We start from the raw sequence: 16751 nt of genomic DNA on the forward strand, positions 1-16751 counted from the left end.
GTCAGCGGTCAGGCCGCCGCCGAGGTCCGGACCAGGGTACGGATCTGGCGCAGCAGCACCGACAGCGCGGACAGGTCGGCGCGGGACTCGTCGAACTCCCCCATCGCCCGGTGCGCCCGGTGGATCGAGGTGGCGTTCGCCTGCTCCCACTCCTGCACCCGCTCCACCGGCGGCACGTCCTCCGGCGTGGACCCGAGCACCTCGGCGGTGAGCGCGGCCAGCGCGGCGTACAGGTCGTAGCGCAGCGCCATCCGGGCCAGCGTCTGCCACCGGTCCTCGCGGGGCAGCAGGGAGATCTTCGACAGCAGCGCGTCGACCCGGAACCGGTCGGAGAGCACGAAGTAGACCGAGGCCACCTCGCTCACGTCCCGCCCGGTGCCCTGCGCCGTCTCCACGATGTCCAGCAGGCCGAAGCTGTACATCAGGCGGGTCGCCTGCTCGGCCAGGTCACGCGGCAGCCCACGCTCGACCAGCGACTCGATGTGCGCCGCGATGGCCTCCCGCTCGGTGCCCCAGAACCGGTTCTCCAGGTCCGGCAGGAGCCGGGCCACACCGTCGCGCAGCCGGGCGATCTCCGCCGGCACGTCGATCGGTGACCTCCGGTTGGTGACCAGCCAGCGCACCGCGCGGTCGAGCAGCCGCCGGGTGTCCAGGTAGACGGCCGTCTGCAACTCGGGCGAGACCTTGTTGTCCAGCGCCTCGACCGCGTCCCACAGGTCACGCAGGCCGAACACCTCGCGGACCACCACGTACGCCCGGAGCACGTCCGCAGCCGACGCCGCCGTCTCCTCGACCACCCGGAAGACGAACGAGATGCCGCCCCGGTTGATCGCCTCGTTGACGAGGACGGTGGTGACGATGTCCCGGCGCAGCCGGTGCCGGCCCATCCGCTCGGCGAAGCGCTGCCGCAGCGGCGTCGGGAAGTAGTTGACCAGGACGTCGGTCGTCCACTCCTCGTCCGCCAGGCCCTCGCCGACGATCTCGCGCTCCAGCACGATCTTGACGTACGCGAGCAGCACCGCGAACTCCGGAGCGGTCAGGCCGCTCTCGGTGCGGACCGCCAGTTCCTCGTCCGACGGCAGCGCCTCCAGCGCCCGGTCGAGCGCGCCGGACCGCTCCAGCTCGTTGATCATCCGCCGGTGCACCGGGAGCAGCGAGGCGGCCTGGGCCTGGGCGTTGTTGAGCGCCCGTGCCTGGTCGTAGTTGTCCCGCAGCACCAGCTCGGCGACCTCGTCGGTCATCTGGGCCAGCAGCTCGTCGCGCTCCGGCCGGTCCAGCTCACCGTCGGCGACGGCCGTGTTGAGCAGGATCTTGATGTTGACCTCGTGGTCGGAGCAGTCCACACCGGCCGCGTTGTCGATGAAGTCGGTGTAGATGCGGCCGCCGGTCGAGGCGTACTCGATCCGGCCCTGCTGGGTGAAGCCCAGGTTGCCGCCCTCGCCGACCACCCGGCAGCGCAGGCCCTTGCCGTCCACCCGGATGGCGTCGTTGGACTTGTCCCCCACCTCGGCGTTGGTCTGGCTGGACGCCTTGACGTAGGTGCCGATGCCGCCGTTCCAGAACAGGTCGACCGGCGCGGTGAGGATCGCCTTCATCAGCTCCTGCGGGCTGAGCTGCGTGACGTCCTCGTCGAGGCCGAGCACCGCGCGGACCTGCGGCGATACCGGCACCGACTTCGCCGTACGCGGGTGGACGCCGCCGCCTTCGGAGATCAGCTCGCGGTCGTAGTCCTCCCACGACGAGCGGGGCATGTCGAACAGCCGCTTGCGCTCCTGGAAGGACCGGGCCGAGTCCGGATCCGGGTCCAGGAAGATGTGCCTGTGGTCGAACGCGGCCACCAGCCGGATGTGCTGCGACAGCAGCATCCCGTTGCCGAACACGTCGCCGGACATGTCGCCGACGCCGACCACAGTGAAGTCCTGCGTCTGGGTGTCGTGCCCCAGCTCCCGGAAATGCCGCTTGACCGACTCCCAGGCGCCCCGGGCGGTGATGCCCATCTTCTTGTGGTCGTAGCCGGCCGAGCCGCCGGAGGCGAACGCGTCGCCCAGCCAGAAGCTGTGCGCCTCGGAGATCTCGTTGGCGATGTCGGAGAACGTCGCCGTGCCCTTGTCGGCGGCCACCACCAGGTACGGGTCGTCGCCGTCGTGCCGCACCACGTCCTCGGGCGGCACGATCTCGCCGCTGACGATGTTGTCGGTGACGTCGAGCAGCGCGGAGATGAACTCCTTGTAGCAGATCACCGCCTCGTCCCGGTCACCCGGCTTCTGCTTGAGCACGAAGCCGCCCTTGGCGCCGACCGGCACGATCACGGCGTTCTTCACCATCTGCGCCTTGACCAGGCCGAGCACCTCGGTCCGGAAGTCCTCACGCCGGTCGGACCAGCGCAGGCCGCCGCGGGCCACCGGCCCGTAGCGCAGGTGCACGCCCTCGAACCGGGGCGAGTAGACGAAGATCTCGAACTTGGGTCGCGGCGCCGGCAGGTCCGGGATGGCCTGCGGGTCCAGCTTGAACGCCACGTACGCCTTGGGCCGCCCGCCCACCGGCTTCTGGTAGAAGCTGGTACGCAGCGTGGCCTGGATCAACGTCAGGTACGACCGCAGGATGCGGTCCTGGTCGAGGCTGGCCACCTCGTCCAGCGCCTCGCCGATCGCGTCGACCAGTTCGCCGCTGCGCTGCCGCCGCTCGTCGAGCGTGGTGGCGCCCGGGGCGAACCGGGTCTCGAACAGCTTCACCAGCAGTTCGGCGATCTGCGGGTACGCGATGAACGTCTGCTCCATGTACTCCTGGGAGAACACGGTGCCGGCCTGCCGCAGGTACTTCGCGTACGCGCGCAGCACGACGACCTGCCGCCAGGTGAGCCCGGCCCGGAGCACCAGCTCGTTGAAGCCGTCCACCTCGGCCTCGCCCCGCCAGGCGGCGGCGAAGGCGTTCTCCACGTGCGGACGCACCTCGGCCAGGTCCTGGTGCCGCTCGGGCAGCTCCAGACCGAAGTCGTAGAGCCAGATCCGGCCGTCGACGCGCTCCACCTCGTACGGGTGCTCGTCGACCACCTTCACGCCGAGCGAGTGCAGCACCGGCAGCACGGCGGAGAGCATCATCGGCTCGCCGTACCGGTAGACCTTGAACCGCACGTCCATCGCCTCGTCGGCGTCGGCGGCGCGGGCCGCGTACGGACGCGGCGGCGCCTGCTTGCGGAACAGGTGCATCTCCAGCTGGCCGGGCTCCTCCAGCAGCTCCAGCTTCGCCAGATCCTTCATCGCCTCGTACGGCGTGTGCCCGTCCTTGTAGCCCTCCGGGAACGCGTCGGCGTACCGGGCGAACAGGTGCTTGGCCTGCTCGTCACCGAGCTTGCGTTCCAGCACCAGCCGGTAGTCGTCGTCCCACAGCCGGGTCGCGTCGGCCAGCTCCTCGGCGAGCAGGTCGGCGTCGATGTCGCCGGGCGGGTTGTTCGGGTCGGTACGCACGATGAAGTGCACCCGGGCCAGCATCGACTCGGTCACCCGCGTGGTGTAGTCGACGCCGACGCCGTTCAGCTCACGCAGCAGGATGTCCTGCATGCGCAGCCGGTTCTGTGTGGTGAACCGGTCCCGCGGCAGGTAGATCAGGCAGGAGATGAACCGGCCGTACGCGTCGCGGCGCAGGAACACCCGCAGCTGCCGGCGACCCGCCATCCGCAGCACGCCGATCACCGCGTGGTAGAGGTCGTCGGTCTTGATCTGGAACAGCTCGTCGCGCGGGTAGGTCTCCAGGATCTGCAACAGGTCCTTGCCGGAGTGGCTGCGCAGGCTCAGGCCCGAGCGGTCGAGCACCTCGGCGACCTTGCGCCGGACCACGGGCAACTCCTGCACGCTGGTCCGGTACGCGGCGGTGGAGAACAGGCCCAGGAAGCGCCGCTCCCCGACCACCTCACCGGCCTCGTTGAAGATCTTGAAGCCGATGTAGTCGAGGTACGCCGAGCGGTGCACTGTGGCACGCGAGTTGGCCTTGGTGATGATGAGCAGGCGCTTCTCCAGCACCTTCTCGTGCGCCTCGGGCGTCATCGAGTTCAGCGACCGGGCCTCCGGCGAGTCGGAGCGCAGGATGCCCAGCCCGGTGCCGAGCACCGCCTCCAGGGCCTGCCCGCCGCGCGCGCCGTCGGTGTCGACCAGCCGGTACTCCCGGTAGCCGAGGAACGTGAAGTGGTCGTGCGCCAGCCAGCGCAGCAGCTCCACCGAGTCGGTGATGTCCTTCTCCGGCACCGGCGGGCGGTTGTCCGACGTCCGGGCGGCGGCCAGCTCGTCGGCGAGCGCGAGGGCCCGCTGCCGCATCTTCGGCCAGTCCTCGACCGCCTCGCGCACGTCGGTGAGCACCCGCTGCAACTCGCGCCGCAACGTCTCCCGCTCGGCCGGGTCGCGGACCGGGTCGATCTCGATCCGCATCCAGCTCTCGACCAGGTCACCGGCGATCGCGTCGTCCGGCTCCACGTCCGCCGACACCTCGGTGAGCCGGCCCAGCGGCTCGCGCCGCACCACGACCAGCGGGTGCACGAGCAGGTGCACGTCCAGGTGGCGGGAGTTCAGCAGGGCGGTCACCGAGTCGACCAGGAACGGCATGTCGTCGGTGACGATCTCCACGACCGTGTGGTGCTGCTCGGCGTCCGGCTCGTGGATGCGGAGCTTCAGCTCGCCCGGCACCCGCTGCTGGGCCAGGTCCCGGTGGGCCCGGGCCGCCTCCAGCATCTCCTCGGCGGTGAAGCCGATCAGCTCCTCGTCCGGCGCGAACCGCCAGAAGCGGTCCACGAGTGTGGCCGCGTCGTGGTCGTCGCCTGCCAGCGCGACCGCCTGGGCGACCAGCCGCTCCGCGTTGGGAACGGGCTCGTCCAGCTCGGCGTCCTCCGACTCGTCGGCCAGTGCCTGCGCAGGCAGGCCCAGGTCGTAGAGGGTGTCGATGCTGGAACCGGTCATCCCGGTCACTCCTGTGTCGAGACGGCTGAAACCGTCTCCGTCGGTCGCCGAATCGAAGCTGTCGTCGTCCCGGCCGGTGTCAGCCTGCCGGAGGTCGGGTCCCGGTTTGATCGCCGGACGCCGGTCCATCGGTGCCACTCCCCTCGACCCACCGCGTTGTGGGTCACTCTGCCGCCCAGCCTAGGCCCTACCGCGCGGTACCTCCCGCGGCGGACCACTGGCCGGACGTCCGGATCGGGACTCTGTCCTTTCACCCGTTGCGGGTCCGTGGTCGGCCGCTCGCGGAGTACCCCGACTGGCGATGTTCATCACACTGCCACACGCCGCTTCTGGCGCTGCCGGAGGCCGTGGCGGGGCGGTGGGGAACGCCGGGCCGTACTAGCGTGCAGGGCAGTTGAGCACCGGAGGGACTGCTTCATGCCCGTGTCGTACCCCGTCCGCCCCCGCCGTCACACCCGTCACCGCGCGCTCGCGGCGCTGACCGCCGTCCTGGTCACGGCCGGCGCGCTGACCGGATGCTCCGGGGACGACGGCCCGGAGACAGCCGTCGAGGCGTTCCTCAGCGGCTGGCGCTCCGGTGACCTCCAGGCAGTCGGCTTCGTCGAGCCGACCGGCGGGCGGCTGCCCGCCGGTGAGGTGACCAAGCAGATCCAGGCACTCGCCGGCGCGCTCGCGGCCAACCCGCCGGAGCTGGCCCGCACCGGCGACATCACCACCAAGGGTGACGTCGCCACCGCCCGGGTCAAGGTGAGCTGGGCGCTGCCCGGCGGCGGCACCTGGGCCTACGAGAATCCGGTACGCCTCAAGCGCGGCGGCGACGACCGGTGGCAGGTGATCTGGGAGCCGTCGGTGGTGCACGAGAAGCTGGAGAGCGGTGACAAGATCGCGCTGCGGCGGGAGCCGGCGCAGCGCGCCGGTGTGCTGGACGCGGCCGGTCAGCCGATCGTCGCGCCACGCCCGGTGGTCCGGGTGCAGCTCGTTCCCGGCGAGGTCGACGACGTCCCCGGCATGGTCCGGAAGCTGGACGCCGCGTTCAAGGCGATCCGGCCCGCGCTCACCCCACCGGTCGACCTGGGCGACCTGCCGAAGCGGCTCAAGGAGGCCAAGCCGGACGGCCTGGTCGAGGTGGTGACGTTGCGCGACGAGGCGTACCGGCAGATCAAGCCGCGCATCTACGACCTGCCCGGCACCCGGTTCGTCTCGGAGCAGCTCATGCTGGCGCCGACCCGCGAGTTCGCCCGGGCGCTGCTCGGCTCGGTCGACCAGGCCACCGCCGACGACCTCCAGGCCCACCCCGACCGGTACGCGCGCGGCGACCTGGTCGGCCACGGCGGTCTCCAGGGCCGGTACGACGAGCGGCTGCGCGGCGTCCCCGGCGTCACCGTGATCACCCAGCGGACCACCCCGGACGGCAAGGTGGAGCCGACCGGCACGGAGCTGTTCCGCGCCGACCCGAAGCCCGGTCAGCCGGTGAAGACGACAATCGACGCGGCCACCCAGAACGCCGCCGACGCCGCGTTGCGCGGGCAGACCCGCCGCTCCGCCCTGGTCGCCGTACGGATCAGCGACGGCGCGGTGCTGGCCGCCGCGAACGGCCCGGGTGCGGCGGGCGACAACCTCGCCTTCACCGCCCAGGTGCCGCCCGGCTCGACGTTCAAGATGGTCAGCGCGCTCGGCCTGCTCGACCGGGGCGCGGTGACGCCGCAGACGACAGTGGACTGCCCGAAGACGTCGACAGTCGAGGGCCGGGTCTTCAAGAACTCGGACAACTTCGAGCTGGGCCCGGTGCCGTTCGCCACCGACTTCGCCAAGTCGTGCAACACCGCGTTCACCGCGCTGGCGCCGAAGCTCGGCCCGGACGGGCTGGCCCAGGCCGGCCGTACGCTCGGCCTGGAGGCCGCGTGGGATCTGGGCACCGACGCGTTCACCGGCAAGATCTCCGCCAACGGCTCGGCCACCGAGCAGGCCGCCGCCGCGATCGGCCAGGGCACCACGCTGGTGAGCCCGCTGGCCATGGCGAGCGCCACGGCGGCTGTGGCCCGGGGCAAGTTCGAGCAGCCGAAGCTGCTGCTCGACCCGGCGCCGGCCAAGCCCGCGCCGGCCGGCGAGGCGCTCAAGCCGGAGTCGGTGACGGCGCTGAAGTCGATGATGCGCGGGGTGGTGACAGCGGGCAGCGGCAGCGCGCTGGCGGACGTGCCGGGCGAGCCGGTGCACGGCAAGACCGGCACCGCGGAGTACGACAACAACCCGGCCCACACGCACGCCTGGTTCGTCGGCTGGCAGGGCGACGTGGCCTTCGCCGTCTTCGTCGAGCAGGGCGGGGCGGGCTCGAAGGTGGCGGCGCCGATCGCCGAGAAGTTCCTGCGCGGCCTGGCCGCGAGCTGAGGCGTACCGGTCAGGCGATGTCGATGCCGGAGCGGGCCGGGTCCGGCTCGTCTCCGGCGGGGGCGCGGCGCAGCAGGCCGGGCCCCAGCGGGTCGTCGCCGAGGTCGTCGCCGACGGTCGGGTCGGGGCCGATCGGCTCCACCGCGACCGCCGGCGCCGGTACGGCCGCCGGGGCGGGCAGCGGCTCGGGCTCCGGCCGGCTGTCGGCGGCGCGGGGCGCCGGTGCGACAGGCCCGGCCGGCAGCAACCGGGGCGGCACGGCGCCCGGCGCGACGACCGGGGCGAGCCCGGCCACCACTGTGTTCACGATCTCGGCCGCGTACGCCCCGTCCGGGTCGTAGTCGGGGTCGAACACGGTCAGCTCGACGCCGAGGCAGTGCGGGGTGTCGACCAGCCCGGCGAGCAGGATCTCCAGCTCGGCGAAGGCGATGCCGCCCGGGTCGGGCGCGTCCACGGCGGGCATCACCGCCGGGTCGAGCACGTCCACGTCGATGTGCACCCAGTAGCCGGCGCAGTCGACGAGCTGCTCGTGCGCCCACTGGGCGGTACGGGCGGCACCCTCGGCGCGCAGCGCCGGCACCGGCCGGGTGGTGATGCCGGCGGCCTGGAGGTCGAGCCGGTACTCGTCCTGCGCGCGGATGCCGAGCACCACCACGTCGATGTCCCGGAAGTACGGCCTGCGGCCCTCGATCGCGGCCAGGTCGGGCTGTCCACGGCCGGTGACCAGGGCCAGGTCCTCCCCGGCGGCGGCGCCGACGTAGGAGGCGTTGCCGGGGTGCCGGAAGTCGGAGTGGCCGTCGACGAACACCAGCCCGATCCGCCCGCCGACCGCCTCGCCGAGGCGGTGCATGGCCAGCGCCGAGCCGAGCAGCACCGAGCAGTCGCCGCCGAGCACCAGCGGGAACTCGCCCCGGTCGATGATCGCGCCGATCCGGTCGGCGAGCGCCACCGAGTACGCGGAGATCTCCGGCGCGTGGCAGACGCCGTCGCCGGGCCGCCAGTCGCCCGGGTCGTACCGGGGCGGGGTGAGGCAGCCGGCGTCGCGGGCCCGCAGCCGCGCGAGCAGGCCGTGGTCGCGCAGCGCACCAGGCGCCTTGCCGCACCCGGGAACGGAGCTCGCGGTGGGCGGGCGTAGTCCGAGGTTCGTCGGCGCGTCGAGGACGGCGATCCGGCGCATCATGGGCTCCCGTCCTCGGCGGTCGGGCGGGCCGGCGGTGCGCCGGCCCGCGCGGGTTGACTCAGAACAGCGCGCTGGCCAGGGCGCGTCGGGCGGAGGCCACGGCGGGGTCGTCCGGGCCGGCGATGGTGAACAGGCCGAGCAGGTGCTGGCGTACCCGGTCCCGGTCGTCCCCGGCGGTGCGCCGGACCAGGCCGACCAGCCGCTTGTACGCCTCGTCGGCGAGGCCGCTGAGCACCTCGATGTCGGCGGCCAGCAGCTGGGCGTCGACGTCGTCGGGGGCGGCGGACGCGGCGTCGAGCGCGCCCTGCGGGTCGGCGCCTGCCACCCGGCGGGCCAGCCCGACCTGCGCCAGGCCCGCCTCCGCAGCCGCGTCCGCCGGCGACTCGGCCAGGATCTTCCGGTACGCCGCCTCGGCCGCGTCGAGGTCACCGCTCATCAGCGCGTCGTCGGCGGCGTCGAGGCGCGGGTCCTCCGGCTCGGCGACTGTGACGCCACCGGCCTTGAGGACCGCCTGGAGCCACTGTCGCAACTGCGACTCCGGCACCGGGCCGGGGAAGGCGTCGATCGGACGGCCGCCGACGATGGCGTACGTGGTGGGCAGCGTCTGGAGCTGGAACATCTGCGCGAGCCGCGGCTGCTGCTGCACGTCGACCCGGGCCAGCAGCCACGCTCCGCCGCCCTCGGCGGCCAGCCGCTCCAGCACCGGGGCGAACTGGTCGCTCTCCGGGTAGCCGGCGGCGCCGAAGAAGACCACCACCGGTGTGGTGAGCGAGCGTTCGAGCACCTCGGACTGGATGTTCGCCTCGGTCACGTCGATCACGGCGGCGGAGCCGGCGGGGCTGCCCGGCAGCCCGGTCGGCCCAGCGCCCTGGGACGGTGTGGCGGAGGAGGTGTCGGCCGGTGCGGGGGTGCGCAGCGCGCTGAGGTCGACCGCGCCGCGGGTGAAGATCGACGAGGTGATCCGTGGGTCGCTCATGGTTGTCTAGTCTCGCACGTACGCGACGGATCTCCGACCAGCCGCGACGGCGACAGTCACCACTCTCCCCCAGCTCAGCCCGCCCGCAAGGAAGGGCCCCCTGTTAACGCCTCCGGTAGAGGAAGGGCCCCTTCTTAACAGCAGCTGTTAAGAAGGGGCCCTTCCTTGCAGAGCAGCGGGTCAGAAGCGGGCGGGCTCTCGGTAGACGCCCCACTCGGCGCGCAGCGCGTCGCAGATCTCGCCGAGGGTGGCCTCGGCGCGGACCGCGTCGAGCATGGCGGGGATCATGTTCTCGCCGGTCCTCGCCACCTCGACCATTCGCGCGACGGCGGCGGTGACCGCGGCGTCGTCGCGGGCCGACTTGCGCTCGGTCAGCACCCGGCGCTGCTCCAGCTCCACCTCGTGCGAGATGCGCAGGATCTCCAGGTCCTTGGCGACGGTGCCGGTGTGGCAGTTGACGCCGACGATCCGCTTGTCGCCCTTCTCCAGCGCCTGCTGGTAGACGAACGCCGACTCGGCGATGTGCCCGGTGAACCAGCCGTCCTCGATGCCGCGCAGGATGCCGGAGGTCATCGGGCCGATGGTGTGCGGACCCTCGCCGCCGAGCTGCTTGATCCGGGCGAAGATCTCCTCCGCCTCGGCCTCGATCCGGTCGGTGAGCGCCTCGACGTACCAGGAGCCGCCGAGCGGGTCGGCCACGTTCGTCACCCCGGTCTCCTCCATCAGCACCTGCTGGGTACGCAGGGCGATCTCGGCCGACTCGTCGGTGGGCAGGGCGAGCGTCTCGTCGAGGGCGTTGGTGTGCAGCGAGTTGGTGCCGCCGAGCACCGCGGCCAGGGCCTCCACGGCGGTGCGTACCACGTTGTTCACCGGCTGCTGAGCGGTCAGCGACACCCCGGCGGTCTGCGTGTGGAACCGCAGCCACTGGGCCTTCTCGCTGGTGGCGCCGTACACGTCGCGCAGCCAGCGGGCCCAGATCCGGCGCGCGGCGCGGAACTTGGCGATCTCCTCGAAGAAGTCCACGTGGGAGTCGAAGAAGAAGCTCAGGCCGGGGGCGAAGGTGTTCACGTCCAGGCCGCGCGACAGGCCCAGCTCGACGTACCCGAATCCGTCGGCCAGCGTGTACGCCAGCTCCTGCGCGGCGGTCGAGCCGGCCTCGCGGATGTGGTAGCCGGAGACGGACAGCGGCTTGTACCGCGGGATCTCCCGGGCGCAGTACTCCATCAGGTCGCCGATGAGGCGCAGGTGCGGCTCGGGGTCGAACAGCCACTCCTTCTGCGCGATGTACTCCTTGAAGATGTCCGTCTGGAGTGTTCCGTCCAGCGTGGACAGGTCGGCGCCCTGCCGTTCGGCGGCGACCAGGTACATGCAGAAGACCGGCACGGCCGGGCCGGAGATGGTCATCGAGGTGGTCACGCCCGCCAGGTCGATGCCGTCGAACAGCACCTCCATGTCGGCGGCCGAGTCCACAGCGACACCACAGTGGCCGACCTCGCCGAGGGACTGCGGGTCGTCGGAGTCGCGGCCCATCAGCGTCGGCATGTCGAAGGCCACGGAGAGACCGCCGCCGCCCGCGCCGAGGATCATCTTGTAGCGCTCGTTGGTCTGCCGGGCGTTGCCGAAGCCGGCGAACTGCCTGATGGTCCAGGTCCGCCCGCGGTAGCCGGTCGGATACAGGCCCCTGGTGTACGGGAACTCGCCCGGCCAGCCGATCCGCTCGAACCCGGGGTACGCGGTGTCCTCCGGCGGGCCGTACACCGGCTCGACCGGCATTCCGGACAGCGTGGTGAAGTCCGCGTCGCGCTTGCGGGCGGCGTCGTAGCGGGCCTGCCAGCGGGCCCGACCGGCGGCGATCTCGTCAGCGTCCATGCGCGGAGCTCCTTCTCAAGTCGTCGTCCCGAGTCCGAGTGTAGAGCGAGATCCTGAACGATCCTTAAGGGCTCGCGTACCGGCCGGTAACCCGGCGACCGGCCCCGCCGGGGCGACCCATCACCGTCGATCCGCAGGTCAGGGCGCTGTCTCACGTGGCGGACGACTGCCCGGCGCAGCCTCCCGGCAGCCGGGTTCCCGTGCCACACTCCCGCCGTGGGCAATCGAATCGCGACCCGGCTGATTACCTAGGCGGCGTACGCCTCCGCGTGCGTCGCCGGCCAAGCGATCCTGTCGGCTCGTCCTAGTGAGGCCCCCGTGAGCGTGTCCGCATCCACCCCCGCAACCGTCGACCATCCCCGGCCCGCCCCCGGCCGCCCGTACGACGAGCCCGCCGCCGAGCACGGCACGCCGAGCACGATGGTGATCCACCTCGGCGTGGGCCACTCCACGACCGGCCTGCTCAAGGTGCTGTCCGTGCTGCACTCCCGCCGGGTCGCCGTCTCACACGTCCAGTACGTGCAGTGCCCCGACCGCTCCGCTGTGATGATCGTCGAGTGCACCCCCGGCACGGCGCCGCTGGAGACGGTCCGCAAGAGCGTCGCGAACGCCGTACCTGTCGTCAGCGTCAGCGTGCACAGCGCGCCGGCCCGCGACGGCGTCCGGCGCCTGCGGTCGGGCCGCGGCACCCACAGGTGACCGTCAGCCGGGGGGCTCCGGGCCACCGGCGCGCATGACGTCCCGGGCGGTGAGCGCCACGTGCAGCGACAGGCGCCGCTCGCTCGAGTCCAGGTCGACGCCGAGCACCCGCTCGATCAGCTCCAGCCGCTGGTAGAGCGCCGACCGCGACAGCGACATCGCATCCGCCGCGCGCCGCTTGTTGCGCCCCTCCACCAGGTACGTCTCCAGCAACGCGACGTGGTTCGTGCCGTGGCGCTGGTCGTAGGAGAGCAGCGGGCCCAGCTCGCGCTCGACGAACGTCTGGAGGCGCACGTCGTCGCGCAGCAGGTACAGCAGGCCCCGGAGGCGGACGTCGTGCAGCCGGTAGAACGGGCGCGGCTCGGCGGTGTGCACTGTCGCATCGGCCACCTGCGCCGCCTCGACCAGCGAGCGCCGGGCCAGGTCGAGCGTCCGGACCACCGACCCGGCGGCGACCACGACGTCCGCGCCGGCCCGGTGGCCCGCCCGGGTGAGCGCGGCGGACAGGCTCCCCAGCGCCGCCTCGTCAGAGCCGGTCTCGTCGAGCGCGACGAGGAGGGTGACGCCGGTGCCGCCGGCCGCCTCGTCCACGTCGCCGGCGAGCGCGGCGAGCCCGCACTCGCGTACCGCCGTCTCCACCGCGTCGAGCAGTGCCCGCCGGTTCGCGTTCCCGTCGGCGCCGGTGCCCGGGGCCGGCCGGCGCCGCCGGACCACGACGCCGAGCAGCAGTCGCTGCTCCAGGACGACACCGAGCCCGCGCGCCCGCAGCGCCACGTCCCGGGTGGGCGCGGAGTGGTTGACGATGCTCAGCAGCAGACTGCTGCGGGCCTGCCGCTCGACCGACGACGAGTCCCGGGCGACGAGCTGGTTCAGCGCGATGGTGGACGCGGCGCGTTCCAGCAGCACCCGGGTCCGGGCCGGTGGCTCCTGGTCGCACAGCAGCACGAGACGCCCCCACCGGTTGCCCCGCGCCTCGACGCTCGTCACCAGCCAGCCCGATCGCGGCTCGTAGCCGGTGCCGGACGGGACCTCGACCGCGCGCGAGCGGGTCTCCCAGCGGTCGAGCAGCTCCTCGGCGGTCAGCGGGCCGGTCTCGTACGCCAGCACCTGGTGGGCGAGGTTCTCCAGCACGGCGGGACGCCGGGACAGGCGGGTGACCTCGCGGAGCACCTGCCGGGGCTCGGCGCCCTCCACCGACAGCTCGGTGAAGATGCGGTGGATCTCGTCCTTCGCGAGCAGGTCCGCCGTCTGCTCCTCGACGATCACCGAGTGGACGACCTCGGTCACCGCGACGAACCGCATCTCGCGCCGCAGCGCGATCAGGGGCAGGTTCCGGCTGCGGGCGTGCTCGACCAGCCCGGCCGGCAGCGTGCCGCCGAACCGGCGGCCCAGCTCGACCACCACACCCGCCACCCCGACGGCCGCCAGGCCGTCGATCCACCGGCGCAGCCCGTCGTCGTCCGGGGGCAGGCCGATGCCTGTGGTCAGGACCAGCTCGCCACCGCGGAGCAGGTCGGCGATCTCGGGGATCTCGGCGACGTGCACCCAGCGCACCGGCGCGTCCAGCCGGTCCCGGCCCGCCAGGACGCGCGGCCCGGCCTGCTGCAGAGCCGGCAGTTCGAGCACGTCACGGACGGTCATCGGCATCGGAGCGCCTCCCCCTCTCCTCCGGCGCACAGTATGTGCGCTTCCCGCGGACGGGAACGACACAGTGCCCATTGCCCGGACCTGGGGAAGCACAGATGATCCCGGGCATGACCCAGACAGCACCCGGCACCGCGCCCGCTCCCGTCCCGCTGGAGCGGGTGACCCACTGGATCGACGGCAAGCCGTTCGCCGGCGTCACCGAGCGTACGGCCCCAGTTTACGATCCGGCGCTGGGCGCGGTCCGGACGGAGGTGCCGCTGGCCTCGGTCGACGAGGTGGACCAGGCGGTCGCCTCCGCCGCCGCCGCGTTCGCCTCCTGGCGGACCTCGTCGCTGACCAAGCGCACCCAGGTGCTGTTCGCGTTCCGGGAGCTGGTCAACCGGCACAAGCAGGAGCTGGCCGAGCTGATCACGGCCGAGCACGGCAAGGTCGTCTCGGACGCCCTCGGCGAGGTCACCCGCGGCCTGGAGGTCGTCGAGTTCGCCTGCGGCATCCCGCACCTGCTCAAGGGCGGCTACTCCGAGGGCGTCTCCACGAACGTGGACGTCTACTCGATCCGGCAGCCGGTCGGCGTCTGCGCCGTCATCTCGCCGTTCAACTTCCCGGTGATGGTCCCGATGTGGTTCGTGCCCATCGCCATCGCGGCGGGCAACACCGTCGTGCTCAAGCCCAGCGAGAAGGACCCGTCCGCGTCGCTGCTCGTGGCCCGGCTGTGGGAGCAGGCCGGCCTGCCCGCGGGCGTCTTCAACGTCGTGCACGGCGACAAGGTCGCGGTCGACCGGCTGCTGGAGCACCCCGAGGTCAAGGCGGTGTCGTTCGTCGGCTCCACGCCGATCGCCCGGTACGTGTACGAGACCGGCACCCGCAACGGCAAGCGCGTCCAGGCCCTCGGCGGCGCGAAGAACCACATGGTGGTGCTGCCGGACGCCGACCTCGACCTGGCCGCCGACGCGGCGGTCAACGCCGGGTTCGGCTCGGCCGGCGAGCGGTGCATGGCCATCTCGGCCCTGGTGGTCGTCGAGCCCGTCGCCGACGACCTGGTGGCCCGGATCCGGGAGCGCATCGCCACCCTGAAGGTCGGCGACGGGCGGCGCTCCTGCGACATGGGTCCGCTGGTCACCAAGGAGCACCGCGACCGCGTCGCGTCGTACCTCGACGCGGGTGTCGAGGCCGGCGCCGAGCTGGTGGTGGACGGCCGCGACGTGCGGGCCGACGGCGACGAGTCCGGGTTCTGGCTCGGGCCGAGCCTGCTCGACCGGGTGTCGCCGGAGATGAGCGTGTACACCGACGAGATCTTCGGGCCGGTGCTCTCAGTGGTGCGCGTCGGCAGCTACGACGAGGCGCTCGCGCTGGTGAACGCCAACCGGTACGGCAACGGGACGGCCATCTTCACCAACGACGGCGGCGCGGCCCGCCGCTTCCAGAACGAGGTCGAGGTCGGCATGGTCGGCGTCAACGTGCCGATCCCGGTGCCGATGGCCTACTACTCCTTCGGCGGCTGGAAGGACAGCCTCTTCGGCGACTCGCACGCCCACGGCGCCGAGGGCGTGCACTTCTTCACCCGCGGCAAGGTCGTCACCTCCCGGTGGCTCGACCCCAGCCACGGCGGCATCAACCTCGGCTTCCCCGAGAACGTCTGAGCAGCGGAGAGAGAACGCCGATGAGCAGCAGCGCACAACGCACCTACGAACTCGACCGCGCGCACGTCTTCCACTCCTGGTCGGCTCAGTCGCTGCTCGACCCGATGGTGGTCGAGCGCGCCGAGGGCTCGTACTTCTGGGACGGCGACGGGAACCGCTACCTGGACTTCTCGTCGCAGCTCGTCAACACCAACATCGGCCACCAGCACCCGGTGGTGGTCGCGGCGATCCAGGAGCAGGCGGCCCGCCTGTGCACGATCGCGCCGTCGTACGCCAACGACGCCCGCGGCGAGGCGGCCCGGCTGATCACGGAGCTGACCCCGGCCGGCCTTTCCAAGGTGTTCTTCACCAACGGCGGCGCGGACGCGATCGAGCACGCCGTCCGGATGGCCCGGCTGCACACCGGCCGGCCGAAGGTGCTGTCGCAGTACCGCAGCTACCACGGCGGCACCCAGACCGCGGTGAACCTCACCGGCGACCCGCGCCGCTGGCCCAGCGACAACGGCACCGCCGGGGTGGTGCACTTCTTCGGCCCGTTCCTGTACCGGTCGGAGTTCGGCGCCACGACCGAGGAGGAGGAGTGCGCGCTCGCGCTGCGCCACCTCGAACGCGTCGTTGAGATGGAGGGCCCGTCCACCATCGCGGCGATCGTGCTGGAGACGGTGCCGGGCACCGCCGGCATCATGCCGCCGCCGCCGGGCTTCCTCGCGGGCGTACGGGAGCTGTGCGACAGGCACGGCATCCTCTACATCGCCGACGAGGTGATGGCGGGCTTCGGGCGTACCGGCGCCTGGTTCGCGCTCGACCACTACGGCGTGACGCCCGACCTGATCACCTTCGCCAAGGGCGTGAACTCCGGTTACGTCCCGCTCGGCGGTGTGGTGATCGCCGAGCACGTCGCGGAGACGTTCGCCACCCGTGCCTACCCCGGCGGCCTGACCTACTCCGGTCATCCGCTGGCCACCGCCGCCGCCGTCGCGACCATCAACGTGATGCGGGACGAGCGGATCGTCGAGAACGCCGCCACGATCGGCGCCGACGTGCTGGGCCCGGGGCTGCGCGAACTCGCCGACCGGCACCCGAGCGTCGGTGACGTCCGTGGGCTCGGCGTGTTCTGGGCGCTGGAACTGGTACGCGACCGCGGGACGAAGGAGCCGCTGGCGCCGTACGGGTCGTCGTCGCCGGAGATGAACGAGGTGCTGGCCGCGTGCAAGCGCGGCGGTCTGGTCGCGTTCGCGAACTTCAACCGGATCCACGTGGTGCCGCCGTGCACCGTGTCGGAGACGGAGGCCAAGGCGGGCCTGGCGATCCTCGACGAGGCGCTGACACTCGCCGACCGCCACACGGTCTGAGGCACTGCCCACCACCGCCCGCCGGGTCCACCCCGGCGGGCGGTCCCGTATCCGAGAGAT

General features: G+C 72.3%; 9 protein-coding genes. 4 read left to right on the forward strand and 5 right to left on the reverse strand.

Going from position 1 to position 16751, the window contains the following annotated elements; genetic code table 11:
* Positions 1–8: 8 nt before the first annotated feature.
* Positions 9–5072 (reverse strand): NAD-glutamate dehydrogenase, encoded by a 5064-nt coding sequence (locus IF06_RS0113760; RefSeq protein ID WP_030271360.1) that lies wholly within the window; start codon positions 5070–5072, stop codon positions 9–11.
* A 288-nt stretch (positions 5073–5360) separates the two neighbouring features.
* Here IF06_RS0113760 and IF06_RS0113765 point away from each other — a divergent pair, with 288 nt between their 5' ends.
* Entirely contained in the window at positions 5361–7328 is a 1968-nt protein-coding gene (locus IF06_RS0113765) for a penicillin-binding transpeptidase domain-containing protein (RefSeq protein ID WP_030271363.1), read from the forward strand.
* A 10-nt stretch (positions 7329–7338) separates the two neighbouring features.
* On the opposite strand, the gene IF06_RS0113770 is transcribed toward IF06_RS0113765, so the two are convergent.
* The 3 genes from IF06_RS0113770 to IF06_RS0113780 all read right to left on the reverse strand — a co-directional run bounded on the left by IF06_RS0113770 (position 7339) and on the right by IF06_RS0113780 (position 11353).
* Entirely contained in the window at positions 7339–8508 is a 1170-nt protein-coding gene (locus IF06_RS0113770; protein ID WP_013288193.1) for an arginase family protein, read from the reverse strand.
* A gap of 58 nt (positions 8509–8566) precedes the next feature.
* Positions 8567–9484, reverse strand: coding sequence for a tetratricopeptide repeat protein (locus IF06_RS0113775; RefSeq protein WP_030271365.1), 918 nt, complete (start codon positions 9482–9484; stop codon positions 8567–8569).
* A 180-nt stretch (positions 9485–9664) separates the two neighbouring features.
* A complete protein-coding gene (locus IF06_RS0113780; RefSeq protein WP_013288195.1) occupies positions 9665–11353 on the reverse strand; it encodes an acyl-CoA mutase large subunit family protein in 1689 nt (562 codons plus the stop codon).
* Positions 11354–11671: 318 nt separating this feature from the next.
* Between IF06_RS0113780 and IF06_RS0113785 the strand changes: the two genes are divergently transcribed.
* Positions 11672–12052, forward strand: a complete 381-nt coding sequence (locus tag IF06_RS0113785) for a hypothetical protein (RefSeq protein WP_013288196.1) — start codon at positions 11672–11674, stop codon at positions 12050–12052.
* A gap of 3 nt (positions 12053–12055) precedes the next feature.
* Here the strand turns inward: IF06_RS0113785 and IF06_RS0113790 are convergent, their stop codons facing one another.
* Positions 12056–13699, reverse strand: coding sequence for a PucR family transcriptional regulator (locus IF06_RS0113790; RefSeq protein ID WP_030271368.1), 1644 nt, complete (start codon positions 13697–13699; stop codon positions 12056–12058).
* 107 nt (positions 13700–13806) lie between these two features.
* Here IF06_RS0113790 and IF06_RS0113795 point away from each other — a divergent pair, with 107 nt between their 5' ends.
* Together IF06_RS0113795 and IF06_RS0113800 are read left to right on the forward strand one after the other, a co-directional pair.
* On the forward strand, positions 13807–15339 hold the full coding sequence (locus tag IF06_RS0113795) for a CoA-acylating methylmalonate-semialdehyde dehydrogenase (RefSeq protein WP_047890592.1): 1533 nt from the start codon (positions 13807–13809) through the stop codon (positions 15337–15339).
* Positions 15340–15359: 20 nt separating this feature from the next.
* Positions 15360–16691: an aspartate aminotransferase family protein gene (locus IF06_RS0113800; RefSeq protein WP_052166165.1), complete on the forward strand. Its 1332-nt coding sequence runs from the start codon at positions 15360–15362 to the stop codon at positions 16689–16691.
* Positions 16692–16751: the final 60 nt, after the last annotated feature.

It is taken from the genome of Micromonospora globosa (assembly GCF_000717585.1).
Taxonomy (GTDB): domain Bacteria; phylum Actinomycetota; class Actinomycetes; order Mycobacteriales; family Micromonosporaceae; genus Micromonospora; species Micromonospora aurantiaca.